18 protein-coding genes are annotated in these 17,191 nt (G+C 61.4%); 8 read left to right on the top strand and 10 right to left on the bottom strand.

Going from position 1 to position 17,191, the window contains the following annotated elements; genetic code table 11:
• Positions 1 to 17: 17 nt before the first annotated feature.
• The gene (locus tag NCHU2750_RS20405) at positions 18 to 908 is read right to left on the bottom strand and encodes a LysR family transcriptional regulator (RefSeq protein WP_119942616.1); all 891 of its coding nucleotides are present in this window, start codon (positions 906 to 908) and stop codon (positions 18 to 20) included.
• 122 nt (positions 909 to 1,030) lie between these two features.
• Here NCHU2750_RS20405 and NCHU2750_RS20400 point away from each other — a divergent pair, with 122 nt between their 5' ends.
• Both NCHU2750_RS20400 and NCHU2750_RS20395 read left to right on the top strand, forming a co-directional pair.
• Positions 1,031 to 2,026: an aldo/keto reductase gene (locus NCHU2750_RS20400; protein ID WP_119942614.1), complete on the top strand. Its 996-nt coding sequence runs from the start codon at positions 1,031 to 1,033 to the stop codon at positions 2,024 to 2,026.
• Between the two features lie 124 nt (positions 2,027 to 2,150).
• Entirely contained in the window at positions 2,151 to 2,510 is a 360-nt protein-coding gene (locus NCHU2750_RS20395; RefSeq protein WP_119942612.1) for a nuclear transport factor 2 family protein, read from the top strand.
• A 27-nt stretch (positions 2,511 to 2,537) separates the two neighbouring features.
• Here NCHU2750_RS20395 and NCHU2750_RS20390 read toward each other — a convergent pair whose 3' ends face one another.
• The 7 genes from NCHU2750_RS20390 to infC form a co-directional block, all read right to left on the bottom strand.
• Positions 2,538 to 3,155 carry a hypothetical protein gene (locus NCHU2750_RS20390; protein WP_119942610.1) on the bottom strand — a complete coding sequence of 206 codons (618 nt, stop codon included), beginning with the start codon at positions 3,153 to 3,155 and terminating at the stop codon, positions 2,538 to 2,540.
• A gap of 74 nt (positions 3,156 to 3,229) precedes the next feature.
• A complete protein-coding gene (pheT, locus tag NCHU2750_RS20385; RefSeq protein ID WP_119942608.1) occupies positions 3,230 to 5,665 on the bottom strand; it encodes a phenylalanine--tRNA ligase subunit beta in 2,436 nt (811 codons plus the stop codon).
• A gap of 15 nt (positions 5,666 to 5,680) precedes the next feature.
• Entirely contained in the window at positions 5,681 to 6,763 is a 1,083-nt protein-coding gene (pheS, locus tag NCHU2750_RS20380) for a phenylalanine--tRNA ligase subunit alpha (protein WP_119942606.1), read from the bottom strand.
• A 21-nt stretch (positions 6,764 to 6,784) separates the two neighbouring features.
• A complete protein-coding gene (locus NCHU2750_RS20375; protein ID WP_162939692.1) occupies positions 6,785 to 7,609 on the bottom strand; it encodes a BUD32 family EKC/KEOPS complex subunit in 825 nt (274 codons plus the stop codon).
• Positions 7,610 to 7,842: 233 nt separating this feature from the next.
• The gene (rplT, locus tag NCHU2750_RS20370) at positions 7,843 to 8,247 is read right to left on the bottom strand and encodes a 50S ribosomal protein L20 (protein WP_119942602.1); all 405 of its coding nucleotides are present in this window, start codon (positions 8,245 to 8,247) and stop codon (positions 7,843 to 7,845) included.
• Positions 8,248 to 8,286: 39 nt separating this feature from the next.
• Positions 8,287 to 8,490, bottom strand: a complete 204-nt coding sequence (rpmI, locus tag NCHU2750_RS20365; RefSeq protein ID WP_046793986.1) for a 50S ribosomal protein L35 — start codon at positions 8,488 to 8,490, stop codon at positions 8,287 to 8,289.
• Between the two features lie 208 nt (positions 8,491 to 8,698).
• Positions 8,699 to 9,235 (bottom strand): translation initiation factor IF-3, encoded by a 537-nt coding sequence (gene infC / locus NCHU2750_RS20360; protein WP_119942600.1) that lies wholly within the window; start codon positions 9,233 to 9,235, stop codon positions 8,699 to 8,701.
• A gap of 181 nt (positions 9,236 to 9,416) precedes the next feature.
• Between infC and NCHU2750_RS20355 the strand changes: the two genes are divergently transcribed.
• The 3 genes from NCHU2750_RS20355 (at position 9,417) to NCHU2750_RS20345 (ending at position 12,692) form a co-directional block, all read left to right on the top strand.
• Positions 9,417 to 10,220, top strand: a complete 804-nt coding sequence (locus NCHU2750_RS20355) for an alpha/beta hydrolase (RefSeq protein ID WP_119942598.1) — start codon at positions 9,417 to 9,419, stop codon at positions 10,218 to 10,220.
• Between the two features lie 132 nt (positions 10,221 to 10,352).
• The gene (locus NCHU2750_RS20350; protein ID WP_119942596.1) at positions 10,353 to 10,970 is read left to right on the top strand and encodes a transglutaminase-like cysteine peptidase; all 618 of its coding nucleotides are present in this window, start codon (positions 10,353 to 10,355) and stop codon (positions 10,968 to 10,970) included.
• 153 nt (positions 10,971 to 11,123) lie between these two features.
• Positions 11,124 to 12,692 carry a sensor histidine kinase gene (locus NCHU2750_RS20345; RefSeq protein WP_162939691.1) on the top strand — a complete coding sequence of 523 codons (1,569 nt, stop codon included), beginning with the start codon at positions 11,124 to 11,126 and terminating at the stop codon, positions 12,690 to 12,692.
• A gap of 6 nt (positions 12,693 to 12,698) precedes the next feature.
• Here the strand turns inward: NCHU2750_RS20345 and mbfA are convergent, their stop codons facing one another.
• Entirely contained in the window at positions 12,699 to 13,685 is a 987-nt protein-coding gene (gene mbfA / locus NCHU2750_RS20340) for an iron exporter MbfA (protein ID WP_119942592.1), read from the bottom strand.
• Between the two features lie 223 nt (positions 13,686 to 13,908).
• On the opposite strand from mbfA, the gene NCHU2750_RS20335 reads away from it, so the two are divergent.
• The 3 genes from NCHU2750_RS20335 (at position 13,909) to NCHU2750_RS20325 (ending at position 15,863) form a co-directional block, all read left to right on the top strand.
• Complete coding sequence (locus NCHU2750_RS20335; RefSeq protein ID WP_119942590.1) at positions 13,909 to 15,036, top strand: TRAP transporter substrate-binding protein; 1,128 nt, start codon at positions 13,909 to 13,911, stop codon at positions 15,034 to 15,036.
• 331 nt (positions 15,037 to 15,367) lie between these two features.
• The gene (gene rpsU / locus NCHU2750_RS20330; protein ID WP_119942588.1) at positions 15,368 to 15,604 is read left to right on the top strand and encodes a 30S ribosomal protein S21; all 237 of its coding nucleotides are present in this window, start codon (positions 15,368 to 15,370) and stop codon (positions 15,602 to 15,604) included.
• Positions 15,605 to 15,647: 43 nt separating this feature from the next.
• Positions 15,648 to 15,863 carry a hypothetical protein gene (locus NCHU2750_RS20325; protein ID WP_119942586.1) on the top strand — a complete coding sequence of 72 codons (216 nt, stop codon included), beginning with the start codon at positions 15,648 to 15,650 and terminating at the stop codon, positions 15,861 to 15,863.
• Between the two features lie 40 nt (positions 15,864 to 15,903).
• Here the strand turns inward: NCHU2750_RS20325 and NCHU2750_RS20320 are convergent, their stop codons facing one another.
• Positions 15,904 to 17,118, bottom strand: coding sequence for an MFS transporter (locus NCHU2750_RS20320; RefSeq protein WP_119942584.1), 1,215 nt, complete (start codon positions 17,116 to 17,118; stop codon positions 15,904 to 15,906).
• Positions 17,119 to 17,191: the final 73 nt, after the last annotated feature.

The following is a 17,191-nucleotide window of genomic DNA, read 5'->3' as shown; positions in this document are numbered from 1 at the left end:
GAAGCTGCGCCGGGCGATCAGTCGCTATGGCGGAAGAAATCCACGAAGGCCCTCAGCGCCGGGCGCATCTGCCGGCGCGAGGGGTAATAGATGTAGAAGCCGTCGAAGGGCTGACACCAGTCTTCCAGCACGCGGATAAGCCGTCCTTCCGATATATCCTCGGCGACACGCTGGTTGAATATATAGGCGAGCCCTGCGCCATCGAGCGCGGCACGGCGGATCAATGTCTGGTCGGTGAGGATCAGCGGGCCGCGCACATCGACGACAATCGGCTTGCCGTCCTTTTCCAGTTCCCAGCGATAAATGGCGCCGCTGCCGAAACGGCGACGGATGCAGCGATGCGCCAGAAGGTCACCCGGATGGCGTGGGGTCGGATGTGTCTCGAAATAGCCGGCAGATGCGACGATCGCCCCGGTGATGCGCGGACCAGCCCTCACCGCCACCATGTCCTGCTCCAGATGTTCACCGAGCCGCAAGCCCGCATCATAGCCGCCGGCGACCACATCCTCGAACCGGTCATCGGTCGTCAGGTCGAGCTCGATTTCAGGATAGAGGTTAAGGAATTCCGCGCTGCGGGGAACGATCAGGTCTTCGGCGGCAAGCCGCGTCATGGTGATGCGCAGCGGGCCGGCAGGGCGGTCACCCCGCTCGGCGAGACCATCGAGCGTTGCACCTATATCGCCGAGCGCCGGCGCCAGGGTGTCGAGCAGCCGCCTGCCCTCTTCGGTCGGCGCGACGCTGCGCGTCGTGCGGGCAAGGAGCCTGAGGCCAAGGCTTGCCTCCAGCGACGATACGGAATGGCTGACCGCTGAAGGCGCAATGCCCAGTTCACGGGCGGCGGCGCGAAAGCTGCGCGCCTCGGCGACGGCGGCGAAGACGGCGAGTTGGGAAAGCTGGGTTCTCTTCATTGTTCTATCTTTTAGAACAAGCCGCGCTCGATTGCAGCGATTATCCTCGGCCCGAAACTGTCCTATCTATGTCATGTCGCCGGCTCTGATCCGGCCCAATGTTTTCCGGAAGGATCTCAAACATGAAAACCCGCACACTCGGAAAAGACCTCGAAGTTTCCGCCATCGGCCTCGGATGCATGGGCATGAGCCATGCCTATGGCGGTCAGGACGAGGCAAGCTCGATCAGGACACTTCACCGCGCCGTCGATCTCGGCGTCACCTTCTTCGATACGGCCGAAGTCTATGGCCCGTTCGTCAACGAGGAACTGGTGGGCAAGGCGCTGAAGCCCTATCGCGACCGCGTGACGATCGCCACCAAGTTCGGCTTCAAGATCGACACGTCGAAGACCGACGGTTCGGCGATGGTCGGGCTCGACAGCCGGCCGGAACATGTGCGCGAAGTGGCGGAAGCATCGCTGAAGCGGCTCGGCATCGAGGTGATCGACCTGTTCTACCAGCACCGTCCCGATCCGAACGTGCCGATCGAAGATACGGTGGGCGCCATGAGCGAGCTGGTGAAGGAAGGCAAGGTGAGGACGCTCGGCCTTTCGGAAGCAAGCTCCGATCTCATCCGCCGCGCCCACAAGGTTCACCCGATCACAGCCTTGCAGAGCGAATATTCGCTGTGGACCCGCGATCCGGAAGGCGACATTCTCGATACCTGCCGCGAGCTTGACATCGGCTTCGTGCCGTTCAGCCCGCTCGGTCGCGGGTTCCTGACCGGCAAGTTGACGAGTACGTCGGAAATGGCCGCCCATGACATGCGCCGGAACATGCCGCGTTTCGAAGAGGCCAATATGGCTGCCAATATGGCTTTGGTAAAACTCATCGAGGAGATGGCGGCGGCAAAGGGCGCAAGTGCGGCGCAGCTGGCGCTCGCCTGGGTTCTGGCCAAGGGCGATTTCATCGTGCCGATCCCCGGTGCGCGCAAAATCCCCAACCTCGAACAGAATGTTGCGGCAACCGATGTGGAGCTCACCAGCGAGGAAATCGCAAAGCTCGACGACATGCTGTCGCCGGACAAGATCGCCGGTGCACGCTATGGCGCCACCGCGACATGGACGCCGAAGCGCTGAGCTAGATCGCCGCGCATCGCGCTTTCCGAAAGTAGCGTCGGTTTTCGGGCCGATGTCACAGATACAACGCAACGTTGCTCCCGTCTCCGGCTTTGCTATAGTCGGAGGTGGGAGGAATTCAGCGATGTCGGAAGAACAATCAGTCGAAGCGGTCGTCCATCTCTATGTCGACGGCATGGCGCTTGCCCATGCGGGTGCGCTCAGAAAAGCCTTTCACCCGAAGGCCTCGATCATCGGCAACTACCGGGGCGAGGTCGAGTGGCTGTCGCTCAACGAGTTCATCGATGCCGTCTCATCCGAGGGGGCGACGGACAATGGATCAAAGACGCTGATCCAGATCGAGGCGATCGACGTGACGGGCGACGCGGCGACGGTCAAGGTGGTCGACGAGTTCGCCGGCATGCGGTTTTCGGATTATCTGTCGCTCTTGAAAGTCGATGGCCGCTGGCTGATCGTCTCCAAGGTCTACTACCTTCATTCGTGACCGCAGAGCATACCGTCTCACCGGCGATCAGGTCGCGAGCGTGGGAAAGCCGGCGTAGCACTCCGCGTGATTGCTGTCGTGGTTGGCCATGCCCGGCTTCGTCAGCACGCCGCGCGGCTTGGCATAGCTTGAAATGACGCGCTTCGGTCGTTCGTGCCACTGGATGTTGAAGGCCCAGAGTTTGGGGAAAAACTCCATATGCGAATAGGGCAAATGATCGTGGATCCACCAGGCGATCCTTCGCCAGTCACCCTCCTGCTGATGATTGTCCCATGCCCATGGAATGACGATACAGGCCGTGGCGCCGATGCGGCCCTCGGCATCGCGCATGTCCCAGATATGCCCGGCGGCGCTCGACGCGTTCGAGGCGCAGTTGAGCCCGTTGCGGTTGCCGTATTCGTTGACCTCTGCCGAGCGATAGGCGGACCGGATATGCAGCCGGCCGAACGTGGCCTGCAACGGTTCCAGCAATTCCTCGCAGAGATGGCGTCCTGCCGCGATGGCGAGATCCGGATCGTCGGGGATATTCGGAATGCGATAGAAATCGGCGATTTCGGAATGCAGAAAATCGCGGAAGAAAAAGTTCCTCGACAGCCGCTTACGGCCGAGGTCTTCGAGGCCCTTCATCGAATTCGGCTTGCGCATCCTGTCTCCAAAGTAAAAAGCCTGCCCCCCGAAGGAGCAGGCTAATTTGCAGAGGAAGTTTGCACCACCCGAAATCAGGCGCGCAGAACACCGCCCGTCGTCTTTTCGACATTGGCGACGATCTTGGCCGTCAGGGCCTCGAAATCCTCGTCGGTCATAGTCTTGTCGACCGGCTGGATGAGAACCTCGATGGCGATCGACTTCCTGCCCTCACCAAGCGAGGCGCCTTCGAAGACGTCGAAGACATTGACGCCAGTGATCAGCTTGCGGTCGGCACTGGTGGCCGCCTTGACGATCGTTCCTGCCTCTATCTCTGAGCCGACGACGAAGGCGAAGTCGCGCTTGACCGCCTGGAAGGGCGAAAGCTCGAGGCCCGGCTTGGTGCGGGTCGCCTTCTTCTTCGGCTCGGGCATGGCGTCGAGATAGACTTCGAAACCGGCGAGCGCACCCGATACGTCAAGCGCCGAGAGCGTCTTCGGATGGAATTCGCCGAAGTAGCCGAGCACGACCTTCGGGCCCATCTTGATCGTGCCGGAGCGGCCCGGATGATACCACGAAGGACCGCCCTGCTCGATCTGGACATTGGCCATGGGCAGGCCGCAGGCTTCGATCACCGCCAGCGCATCGGCCTTGGCATCGAACACGTCGACCGGCTTGCCGCCGCCCTTCTGGGCATTCGACCACATGCGGCCTGCGCCGTTGATCGAGGCGGTGCCGCGGCGGATACCGCCTGCGACGCGACGCTGGCCTTCCGGCGTATCAGTCTCGTAGGTGCCCGATACTTCGAAGATGGCCACATCGCCAAAACCCTTGTCGGCATTGCGCTGGGCAGCCGTCAAAAGGCCCGGCAGAAGCGAGGGGCGCATGTCGGACATATCGGCGGCAATCGGGTTGGCGAGCTTCAGCGCCGACGAGCCGCCGCCGAACAGCTTTGCCTGCTCTTCGGAGATAAACGACCAGGTGACCGCCTCCAGCATGCCGCGCGAGGCGAGCGCGCGCTTGGCGGTGCGGGTGCGGACCTGCAGCGTGGTCAGGATGCGGCCATTCACCGTGCCGAGATTTTCCAGTGGCTCCGGCTTGATGTTGTCGACGCCGTGGATGCGCATGACCTCTTCGACCAGATCGGCCTTGCCATCGACATCCGGGCGCCAGGACGGAACCTTGACGGAAACACGTTCACCAGAACCTTCGACGACAAAGCCGAGGCGGGTGAGGATTTGCCGGCTTTCCTCGGTCGAGACGTCGAGGCCGGTCAGGCGCTTGACTTCCGAGAAGGGGAAATCGACGGTTTTCGCGTCATAGCCCTTGTAACCGACGATCTTTTCCTTGGCCGGCGTGCCGCCGCAAAGCTCGAGGACGAGCTGCGTCGTGCGGTCGAGGCCGGGGATCATGTACTCGGGATCGACGCCGCGTTCGAAGCGGTAGCGCGCATCGGTGATGATGCCGAGCACGCGGCCGGACTTGGCGATGTTGATCGGGTCCCAGAGTGCGCTCTCGATCAGCACGTCGACGGTATTTTCATCGCAGCCGGAATGTTCGCCGCCCATGATGCCGCCGATCGATTCGACGCCGTTGTCATCGGCGATGACGACATTGTTCGGGCCGAGCTTGTATTCGCGGGTATCGAGCGCCAGAACCGTCTCGCCTTCGTTGGCGCGGCGGACGGTGAGGCTGCCCTTCACCTTGGCAGCGTCGAAGACGTGCATCGGGCGGCCCTGGTCGAAGGTCATGTAGTTGGTGATGTCGACCAGCGCGTTGATCGGGCGAAGGCCGATCGCCTTGAGGCGGGTCTGCATCCAGGCCGGGCTCGGGCCGTTCCTGACGCCGCGCACGAGGCGCAGGCCGAAGCCGGGGCAGAGCTTTTCATCGTCGAGATCGATCGTTAGGCCGACAGTGGTGTCGCCGTCGAGCTTCAGCTCCGGCTTGGCCGGGACCTTCAGCGTGCCGAGACCGGAGGCGGCGAGATCGCGGGCGATGCCGTAGATCGAGGTGCAATCCGGGCGGTTCGGCGTCAGGTTGATGTCGATGACCGGATCGTCGATGCCGGCATAGGCGGCAAAGGAGGTGCCGATGGGCGCATCCACCGGCAGGTCGATGATGCCGTTATGATCGTCGGACATGTTGAGCTCCTTTTCGGAGCACATCATGCCATGGCTTTCGACGCCACGGATCTTGCCGACGCCGAGCGTCACGTCGATGCCGGGAACATAGTCGCCCGGACGTGCCAATGCGCCGACCAGACCGGCGCGGGCATTCGGCGCGCCGCAGACGATCTGCAGCGGCTTGCCGCCATTGACGCCGGGGCCGGCATCGACGGACAGGACCTTGAGGCGGTCGGCTTCCGGATGCTGTTCGGCGGACAGGACTTTGGCAATGACGAAGGGCTTGTAGACAGCCTTGTCATCGACGTCATCGACTTCGAGGCCGATTGCGGTGAGGCGCTCGCAGATCTGGTCCAGCGTGGCGTCGGTCTCAAGATGATCCTTGAGCCAGGAAAGCGTGAATTTCATTGTTTTATCCCTTCCTTACTGGCTCAGACCACCGAACAATGTCGGCATGTCGAGCGGGCGGAAGCCGTAATGGTTCATCCAGCGGACATCGGCGTTGAAGAAGTCGCGCAGGTCGGGCATGCCGTATTTCAGCATGGCGATGCGGTCGAGGCCCATGCCCCAGGCAAAGCCCTGGTATTCGTCCGGATCGAGCCCGCCGGAGCGCAGCACGTTCGGATGGACCATGCCGCAGCCCAAAATTTCCATCCAGTCGGTGCCCTCGCCGAACTTGACGATCGGGCCGGAGCGGTCGCACTGGATATCGACCTCGAAGGACGGTTCGGTGAAGGGGAAGAAGGACGGGCGGAAGCGCATCGTCACCGACGGCACTTCGAAGAAGGCCTTGCAGAACTCTTCCAGAACCCAGCGCATGTTGCCGACATTCGACTTCCGGTCGATGACGAGGCCTTCGACCTGATGGAACATCGGCGAGTGGGTGGCGTCCGAATCCTGGCGGTAGGTCTTGCCGGGAATGACGATGCGGATCGGCGGATCCTGTGCTTCCATGGTGCGGACCTGGACCGGCGAGGTGTGAGTGCGCAGCACCTTGCGCTCGCCCTTTTCATCCGGCTGGAAGAAGAAGGTGTCGTGCATCTCGCGCGCCGGGTGACCTTCGGGAAAATTCAGCGCGGTGAAGTTATAATAGTCGGTCTCGACATCCGGGCCTTCGGCGATGGAGAAACCCATGTCGGCGAAGACGGCGGTGATCTCGTCGACGATCTGGCTGATCGGATGGATACGGCCACGTTCGGCCGGCGAAGAGCGGACCGGCAGCGACACGTCGAGTGTCTCGGCCTTGAGGCGCGCATCGATCGCGGCATCCTTCAGCACGGTCTTGCGCGCCGTGATGGCATCGGTGATCTCGTTCTTCAGCGCGTTGATCGCGGCGCCGCGGGTCTGGCGCTCTTCCGGCGTCATGGAGCCGAGCGTCTTCAGGAGTTCGGAGACGGACCCCTTCTTGCCCAGAGCCGAGACGCGCACAGCCTCGATCGTCGCTTCGTCGCCGGCTTCGGCAATCTCGGCCAGGAGCGCGCTCTTCAATGTTTCGAGTTCGGTCATCTTTTCCTGCTTTGCGGCCCGTCAGCCGTTGAATACTGTTGTCAGATAGGTTGTGGCCAGGATGAATTGCCGCAAATCTCTACCCATGTGAAATCGGCCAATCAACCGTGCAAACCATAAAAAGCGCTCCATCGAGCGCCCCAGCTTGCCGAGTTCGGCAATTGCAGCCTGAGGTGCGGTATTCGCCCAGGCCTGATAGGCCCGATCCTGCGTCGCCTTACGGTCGAATGCCCTATCACTCACCTGCAGGAAGAACAGCCAGAGATCACGCGCCTGCGCCATCGGCAAGGGCATGATCGCCTCGGGCTCCTCCTCGAAATCGATATAGCCGAGGCGGCCATCCTTGACGAACATATCGCGCGGGACGGGACGGCCATGGCAAAGGTCGGCCGCATGAAGGCGACCCAGTTCGGCGCAGCAGAAGACGAGAAGATCGTCATAGGCGGCATGATCGGACTTTCGCAGCGTCCGCAGCTGCTGATCGACCGTTGGGGTAATGTCGCTCAGCACGATGGCGCTGCCGGACGAGTAGACGATTGCGGCGGTGGGGATATCGGCACGGGCAAATTTGTCCATGCGGCGAAGGTCGCGTGCCACCATGCCCTCGCCATTGACCGTCGGCGACGGACGCATGAAAGGCAGGCGCAGGAGGCGGGCGATAGCGCGCTGGACGGCCACGATGGCGTTGCGGCCCTTATCTCCGTGGCGCTTGATCCACACCGTGCCGCAGGTCAGCGACACCGACTGCACCCGGTTGTCGTCCGCAACAAGGGCCGTAAGAAGCGTTTCGATATCGGCCGCGGGCAATTTGGGCCGGTTTTTCAAATCAACGATATTATCAGGCAATGACGGCATCTCCTGCCACCGGGATTATAAAGGGATCGCCCGAAGCGTGTTGCGACCCTTTGGATTCGCGTTTCAGGCGCGGCCCCTTATTGCATGCCAGTTGTATAAGTGGCTGCACACATTTGCGCGATATGCCGGTCCGCATCAGCGCAAAAGTCGAAACAGAAAAACCCGCGCAGACCCTTGGCCGGCGCGGGTTCTTCAAAAATGCGAAACGGTTCGCTTGCGCCGGTTTACTTGACCGCGCTTTCAAACTCGTTGGCAGTGCCGGTGTTCTTCAGATAGGCAAGAGCCTTCTTGGAAGCTTCGACGAGAGCGCCGAATGCTGCCGGCTCATGGATTGCCATGTCGGACAGAACCTTGCGGTCGACTTCGATGCCAGCCTTGTTGAGACCGTCGATGAAACGGCCGTAGGTCAGGCCTGCGTCGCGGACGGCAGCGTTGATACGCTGGATCCACAGAGCGCGGAAGTTGCGCTTCTTGACGCGACGGTCGCGGGTTGCAAACTGACGCGAACGGTCAACTGCAGCCTTTGCGGCGCGGATGGTATTCTTGCGGCGGCCGTAGAAGCCCTTGGCTGCCTTGAGGGTCTTGGTGTGCTTGGCGCGGGATGTTACGCCACGTTTTACGCGTGCCATGTCATGATCTCCTTAACTGATCCAAAAAGCCGTAAAGTCTCAGAGACCGTTGGGCAGGTAGTTCTTGATGACCTTCTTGCCATCCGGCTCAGCGAGGATCATCGTGCCGCGTGCATCGCGGATGAACTTGTTGGAACGCTTGATCATGCCGTGGCGCTTGCCAGCAGCAGCTGCAACGACCTTACCGGTGGCGGTTACCTTGAACCGCTTCTTGGCAGCCGACTTCGTCTTCATCTTGGGCATTTTGCTACTCCGTTTTTGTATCGAAGCCGACTGACGAGGTCAGCTTCAAGCATTTAGAACGGCCACGGCATGCCCTGCCGGACCGTTCGGACGCGCGCTTATAACCGCAGTCGGTCAAAAGCGCAATGGGGGAAATCCTCCTCGAAAGCCGGGCTTTGAGACCGGCCAACCGCCCTTCGATCTCCTCATCGAAGTGCAGAGGCAAAGCTTACTTCGGCGCCAGAACCATCATCATCTGACGGCCTTCGAGCTTGGGCTCGGCTTCGACCTTGGCGATCTCCAGCGTGTCTTCCTTGACCTGCAACAGAAGCTTCATGCCGAGTTCCTGGTGGGCCATTTCGCGGCCGCGGAACTTCAGCGTCACCTTCACCTTGTCGCCTTCTTCGAAGAAGCGGTTCATCGCCTTCATCTTCACGTCGTAATCGTGCGTGTCGATGTTCGGGCGCATCTTGATTTCTTTGACTTCAACGATCTTCTGCTTCTTGCGAGCTTCGGCCGCCTTTTTCTGGTTCGCGTATTTCAGCTTGCCGAGATCGAGGATCTTGCACACCGGCGGATCGTTGTTCGGCGAGATTTCTACAAGATCGAGTCCCGCCTCTTCGGCCATGCGAAGGGCCTGATCAGTCGGTACTGCACCGAGATTCTGGCCTTCGGCATCGATAAGCTGGACCTTGGGAACGCGAATTTCCCGGTTGGAGCGCGGGCCCTCCTTGACGGGGGCATCGGCTTTGAATGGTCTGCGAATGGTCGTATTCTCCTAGAACGTTTCGGGCGCAGGCAACGACGAAAATCGCGCGCGGCCAAGAGCCGAGCGGAATGTCGCGATTACCGGGTGGAAGTCAATAGCATGGCGGCGCGAAAAAATCACCTCCTGACAACCGGTTAAAATCTGCTTTATAGCTCCTGCCGTTTCCAGGAGTGAGCTAATGACCGAAGTAACCATCGCCAAGACCGCTGCCATTACTGTAGGTACGGGTACCGACATCCGCAAGATCGCGGTCATCGAGCGCCCGGCAACGGCTGCCAGCACGGCACCGGCGCTGGTGTGGCTCGGCGGTTACCGCTCCGACATGACCGGCACCAAGGCGGTCGCACTCGACGCGCTGGCAGAAGCGACCGGCACGAGTTGCATCCGTTTCGACTATTCCGGCCATGGCGCCTCCGGAGGCGAATTCCGCGATGGCTCGATTTCCCGCTGGCTGGAAGAGGCGCTCGCCGTCATCGAGGCGGCAGACCCGAAAAGCGTCATCCTCGTCGGCTCTTCGATGGGTGGCTGGATCGCGCTGCGGCTCGTCCAGGAGCTCAACAAGCGTCAGTCGGGCCCGAAAGTTGCCGGCATGGTGCTGATTGCGCCAGCACCGGATTTCACCAGCGAGCTGGTCGAACCGGCGCTGAGCGACAAGGAACGCCTGTCGCTCGAGGAGAAAGGCTATTTCGAAGAGCTTTCCGAATACAGCCCCGAGCCGAACATCTATACGCGCGCGCTGATGGAAGACGGAAGGCGCAACCGGGTGCTGACCGGCATCATCCAGACGGGCTGCCCGGTGCATATCCTGCAGGGCATGGCCGATCCGGACGTGCCTTATGCCCATGCGCTCAAGCTGATGGAATTCCTGCCGGCCGACGATGTCGTGCTGACCCTGATCAGGGATGGCGACCACAGACTGTCGCGCCCGCAGGATCTGGAGAAGATGGAAGCGGCCGTCAGAAGCATGATTGTACGGGATTGAACTGCCGCCTGAGACAGAAATGCAGCAGTTTTAACCATATTCGTAAAGAGCCTCACCTTAACAAAAGCTGAACAATTGACTCTGGGCCCGATCCCCTCTTAACTTTTTGTTAGGAATTTAAGGGACGGGTCGATGAGAATAGCCCTGAAGACGTGGCGTGTAGCTGCGATCCTCATTGGTGTGCTTGCACCGGTTAGCGCCGCAATACCGGCTCCGCAGCAGCCTTCTGCCGCGATGGTCACCGGTGCGGTGACCTCGCAGCCCATCGGCCATTACGAATTCTGCCAGCGGCTTCCCGACGAATGCGATATCAAGAGCCGCTCCGCGCCGGCCGCCCGGATGGACGATGCCGCCTGGAACACGGTGCGCGACATCAATCACGCCGTCAACGTGCGCTACATCCCGCAGACCGATCTTGAGACCTATGGCGTCGAGGAATATTGGGCCTACCCGACCGTCTATGCCGATTGCGAAGACTATGCCTTGGAGAAGCGCAAGGAACTGGCCCAGGCCGGCTTCCCGCTTTCCGACCTTTTGATCACCGTCGTGCGCAAGCCGGATGGCGAAGGCCATGCGGTCCTGACGCTGCGCACCACCGATGGCGACTTCATCCTCGACAATCTCGATAACGACGTGCTCGTCTGGTACAAGACCCCCTATACCTACCTCAAGCGTCAGGCGACGTTCAACACGGGGCGCTGGGTCACCATCGAAAACGGCCGGGATCTGCTCGTCGGCGCATTGCGCTGACCGGCCGCGGACACCAAGCTTTAAAAATAAGCTATTAAGCATATAACCCGCTCTGCTTGCAGTGGCGGGTTGTTGTCTCTAGTTTTCGTGACTCGGAAAGGTGCCCGGATCGCCGCCCGGACATACGATACCTTTCCGCCATGGAGACCAGCGGTGCGTGACAATCGGTTGACAGGCTTGATACGCCCGCATGGGTCCGCCCGGCCAACCCTGCCGCTTTGGCTTGCCGGTGTGCTGATTGCTGCCGTGCTCAGCGTCGGCGCCCTGACAGTCTATGAAAACTACAACAATGCCCTGAAGGAGGGCGAAGCCCGCGCGGTTTCGTCCGCCCATGTGGTTGCCGCCCATATGGAATGGATGATGGAGGCAAGCGATCTGGCGCTACGCCGGATCGAGGCTGCCATCGACGGACGGCCGATCGACAGTTCCGCCGAACTGATCGTCGACATGGAGCGGGCCGTCGGCGAACTGCCGGCGGGTTTCCAATATGCCATTCTCGACCAGGACGGCCAGACACGTTACTCCAGCGCCATAGACGATACGTTGCCGAACCACGCCAACCGCGCCTATTTCAAGCGGTTGAAGGACGGCGAGGAACTGACGTTCAGCCGGCTTCTCGACAATGAGCGCGCCGGCAGACCTGGCTTCATCATCGCGAGACGGATCGGCGGGCGGGACGAGTTCAACGGGGTGGCGACGATCACCATCCCGAACGACAATCTGGATCGCTTCTGGGCCTCGATGAATCTCGGGCCCAACTCGACGATATCCGTCGTGCGCGACGACGGCTGGCTGATGGCGCGGCGCCCGCCAGCACTGAAGCCGGTCGATCTCAGCAAGACGGAATGGTATCCGCTGACCCGCAAGAGCGAGACCGGTTTCTACCACAATCCCGTCTCACAGATCGACGGGCTTTCGCGCATCGTGGCCTTCTGGAAGGTGCAGGGCTGGCCGCTGTTTGCGCTTGCGGCGATCGAGCGCCAGGAGGTTCTCGACCAGTTCTGGAAAAATCTGTTTGCCGATGCCCTGTTGATCGTGCCGCTGATGGCGATCCTCGTCGGCGCATCCTTCTGGATCTATGCACTGCTCTACCGCACGGCACTGCGCAATGACGAACTGGAACAGGCCGTCGAGCGCAACCGCTTTCTGCTGCGGGAGATCCATCACCGGGTAAAGAACAATCTGCAGGCGGTTCTGGCGCTGGTGAGGCTGCAGCGCCTGCCGCAGGAAGCGCGCGACGACATGGCAAGGCGCATCGGCGCGATGATCGCCGTGCACGAGCAGATCTACAATACGGACCAGTTCGAGGAGATCGAGGTGGCACCCTATGCCAGCCGGCTGATCTCCGACATCGCATCCGGCTACGACATGCCGGTGACGCTCGATCTCGACCTGCAGCCGATCGCGCTCGACCGCGACCAGGCCCTGCCGCTCGGCATGATCATCAACGAGGTGGTATCGAACGCCTTCAAATATGCCTTTGCCGGTCGCGACCAGGGCAGGCTCACCGTCCGCCTCGTTGCCGAGGGCGAGACATTGAAGCTGACGATCCGTGACGACGGTCCGGGGCTTGCCGAAGACGCCCGGACCACGGGCATGGGCACGAAGCTCATCTCAAGCTTCGTGCGCCAGCTCGGCGGGCAATCGGAGATCCACAACGACAACGGCGCCGTGTTCACGCTGACGGCACCGCTCGGCACCGATGCCAGAGAGGCCGCCTGATCCAGCTCAGCCTGCATTGCCGATGAAGATGCCGGCAGCAAGGACCAGCGAACCGCCGAACACGACCTGGAAGACGGCGCGCAGGAACGGCGTTTCCATGTAACGGTTCTGGATGAAGGCGATCGCCCAGAGCTCGAAGAAGACGACGACGGCGGCGACGATCGTGGCGGTCCAGAAATGCGGGATCAGGTAGGGCAGCGCGTGGCCGAGACCGCCGAGCGCCGTCATGATGCCCGAGGCAAGGCCGCGCCTGATCGGCGAGCCGCGGCCGGAAATCTTGCCGTCGTCATGGGCGGCTTCGGTAAAGCCCATGGAAATGCCGGCGCCGACCGAGGCGGAAAGGCCGATCAGGAATGTCGACCAGGTGTCCTGCGTGGCGAAGGCGGCAGCAAAGATTGGTGCCAGCGTGGACACCGAGCCATCCATCAGGCCGGCGAGACCGGGCTGGACATAGGTGAGGATGAACCGGCGGCGGGCGGTCTCATCCTCCTCGCTCAGCGCCTCCGGCGGCACGTTCCGCTCGGCCAGCATGCGGGCGATATCCTCATGCCCTTCCTCGGCGAGCGCCAGATCACCCAGCAGCTTGCGTGTCGAGGCATCGGAGACGTTCTTCATCGCCTCGCGATAAAAGCGGGCCGCCTGCTGCTCCATGCCTTCGGCTTCGGCCCGCACGGCATCGAGCGACAGGTTCTTGCGCAGCCAGTCGGGCTTGCGGGCATAGAATCCCTGGACATGTTCGCGGCGGATCAGCGGAATGCGCTCGCCGAAGCGCGAGCGGAACATTTCGATCAGCATGTTCCTGTGGGTCTGCTCGACCTCGGCCATCTCCTCGAAGACTTTTGCGGAAGCCGGATATTCAGCCCTCAAGCCATCCGCATAGCCCAGGTAGATACGCGCATCTTCCTCTTCCGAGCCGATTGCGAGTGCTAGAATTTCCTCTTCGGACAGGGATGAAAAGGACCGGCGGGAGGACGGCATGAGGCGGCGCAGCATTGCAAACTCCAATTTAGAATAATTCTAAATTGTGGATTTTCGCCGGCGAATGCAAGTGCCATGAGCGCGCCGCGGCCATATGCGTTCAGACGCATAGGCGGAGTTGGCGAAAACCGGAAAAATCGCGACGAAGTCTGGGGTTTCGACTTGTTCTCGCCAAATCAATAGGATTATCAAATGCCCCACGATTGCAGAGGGCAGATCGAAGGGGAGGAGAATTTTCATGGATCGCAGGCAGTTCTTCAGGAAGGCGACGACGACCGGGATCGGCGTTGCGGCATCGGCAGCGGTTACCGCTCCCCTGGCCATCCCCTTGGCCACCCCGGCCCTCGCGCAGGACAATCCGAAGATCAACTGGCGGATGACATCCTCCTTCCCGAAGAGCCTCGATATCATTTTCGGCGCCGGCAATGAGATCGCGCAGATCGTCAACGAGGCGACGGATGGCAATTTTACCATCCAGACCTTCGCTGCCGGCGAACTCGTGCCCGGCCTGCAGGCCGCCGATGCGGTGGCCGACGGCACGGTCGAGATGGCGCATACCTGCTCCTACTACTATATCGGGCAGGATCCGGCGTTTGCGCTCGGCACGGCGATCCCGTTCGGCCTCAATGCGCGCATGACCAATGCCTGGTTCCAGAACGGCGGCAACGCGCTGATCAACGAATTCCTTGCGCCGCGCGGCCTCTATGCGCTGCCGGCCGGCAATAGCGGCACGCAGATGGGTGGCTGGTTCCGCAAGGAGATCGTCACGATCGACGATCTGAAGGGCCTGAAGATGCGGATTGCCGGTCTTGCCGGCCAGGTGATGTCGAAGGTCGGCGTGACGCCGCAGCAGATTGCCGGCGGCGACGTTTATGCCGCGCTCGAAAAAGGCACGATCGACGCCACCGAATTCGTCGGCCCCTATGACGACGAGAAGCTCGGCTTCGTCAAGGTGGCCAAGTACTACTACTATCCGGCATGGTGGGAGGGTGGCCCGGCCATGCATGCCTTCTTCAACCTGGAAAAGTTCAACGGCCTGCCGAAGCACTACCAGGCGATCCTGAAGGCCGCCTGCGCCTCGGCCAATACGAGCATGCTGGCGAATTACGATGCCCGTAATGCGGTGGCCTTGCGCAAGCTCGTTGCCGAAGGCGCGATCCTGAAACCGTTCAGCAAGGACATCATGGAAACCTGCTTCAAGGCGGCCATGGATGTTTATGCCGGCCTGTCGGAAAAGAGCCCGTCCTTCAAGAAGATCTACGACCACCAGCAGGCGTTCAAGAAGGACGCCTATCTGTGGACGCAGGTGGCTGAATACAGCTACGACACGTTCATGATCATGCAGCAGCGCAACGGCACGCTCTGATCGCCGGACGCCCTGAAATGCAAGCCCGGAGCGCATGTCCGGGCTTGCCGCTTTGTGGCCGGCAAAAGCATAGCGGGCGAATTAATTGCCGTGATCTTATTGATTTTCCTGATCGGCACCCCATATCAGCATCATCGAAACTTCAACGCGTCCGGCCCGTTTGCGCAGTCAGCGCATTACCGTTGGCGTCGGTTCCGTTGAATGCCAGTCGCCTCTCCTGACCGCGGATGTACCGGCAGCGAGTGCAGGCGGCCGGTCCCGGAAAGGTCGGGTTTGCCCGGCCTTTTTTCGTTCATGCCATCAGGCCTTTTCAGATCTGAAAGGATGTCATTTGCAGGTTATCGTCAGAGACAACAATGTCGACCAGGCCCTCAGGGTCCTGAAGAAGAAAATGCAGCGCGAAGGCGTGTTTCGCGAGATGAAGGCGCGCAGCGCCTATGAAAAGCCGTCTGAGCGGCGCGCCCGCGAAAAGTCGGAGGCGGTGCGGCGCATCCGCAAGCTCGCCCGCAAGAAGATGCAGCGCGAAGGGCTCTTGCCCGCGCCGAAAAAGGCCGCGCGCACGCGCTGAGGCCCAAACACCATCGTTCCCCGCCCTCAGGAAGGAAGAGATCATGACTGCCATCAAGGAAGAACTCTCTAACCCGCCCAAGCTTTCCGCCCGGGAAAAGGCCGCCGTGACCGATGAAGCCGCTCGCGCCATCATTGCTGCGGAAGTGCATTCGCGCGAGGAAAAGACCGAGCGATTGCGCATTCTTCGCCTCCAGCGGGAGGCCGAGGAAACCGCCGCGCCGGCCGCTCGCACGCAGCGAAAAGCGAAGGATCACTGATCCAAGAGCCCGGCATTGCCGGGCTTTTTTGATGGGCATGTCATGCCGGCTGAAGCTTCCGCGCCTCACCTTGCGGCAGCGGCGGAAAGGCAAGAGCGATCAGAACCGCGGCAAGGCCCACCAGCGCCGAACCGAAGAAGAGCCAGTTGTAATTGTTGAAGGCGTCGAAGGCCCAGCCCCCGGCAAGCGGGCCGAAGGCCATGCCGATGCTCGACAGCATGGAGGCTGCGCCGAGCACGCTTCCCAATATTTTCGCGCCGAAATAGTCGCGCGCCAGAACCGCGTAGAGAGGCATCACCCCGCCATAGGTGCCGCCGAAGATCACCGCCAGCAGATAGAAATGGGTAATATCGCTCGCCAGCGTATAGGCGGCGATCACCAGAGCCTGGATCAGGAGGCCGGTGATCAGCACCGGCTTGACGCCCAGCCGGTCGGCGGCAACGCCATAGAGGATGCGCCCGCCAAGACCTGCCGCCCCCTCGACGCTGTAGATCGATACCGCCGCCATCGGTGCCACGCCGCAGGACATGGCATAGCTGACCATGTGGAATATGGGCCCGGAATGCGCCGTGCAGCAGGCAAAGAAGGTGAAGGCAAGGACGAGGAATTGTGGCGAGCGGAAGACGGTTGAAAGCGGCGTTGCGGCATCATCGGCAAAAGCGGTTTCACCGGCAGTCTCCCGCATGGGTGGCGGATTGCGCACCAGAAGCACGGTCGGCAGAAGGATGATCCAGGCGCCCATGCCGATCGCCAGCATTGCGGTGCGCCAGTCGCCTGTCTCGGTGATCAGCCAGCGCGCCAGAGGCGAAATCGTCATCGGCGCCATGCCCATGCCGGCCGAAACCAAGGAGACCGCAAGGCTTCTCTGCGTGTCGAACCAGCGCATGGTGAGCGAGATCATCGGCGCGGTGAAGGCGCTGGCCGAGAGGCCGACAAGACAGCCATAGGCGATCTGGAACGACAAAAGACTTTCCGCCCGGCTGGCCAGAACGAGCGACAGGCCGGCGAGGAGCGAGCCGATCAGAACGACGATGCGGGTGCCGAAGCGATCGCTCGCCCAGCCCCACATGAAGCTCCCCAGTCCCATGACGATGAAATTGACCGTCATCGCCATCGATATGGCTGCGTGCGACCAGCCGGTCTGGCGGGCGATCGGTTCGAGAAACACGGCAAGCGAAAACATGATGCCGACCGCCACGCAGCCCATCAGCCCGCCGGCAAACACGATGACCCAACGATAGTTGCTGCTCTCCATTCCACCCTCCCGTGGGCCTCCTCCGGCGCGCAAGATACGCCATGATACACCAACGACGCGAAGGGGAGAGAGA

The sequence above is a fragment of the Neorhizobium sp. NCHU2750 genome (genome assembly GCF_003597675.1).
Taxonomy (GTDB): Bacteria; Pseudomonadota; Alphaproteobacteria; order Rhizobiales; family Rhizobiaceae; genus Neorhizobium.
This window is presented reverse-complemented; position numbering and strand designations above follow the sequence as displayed.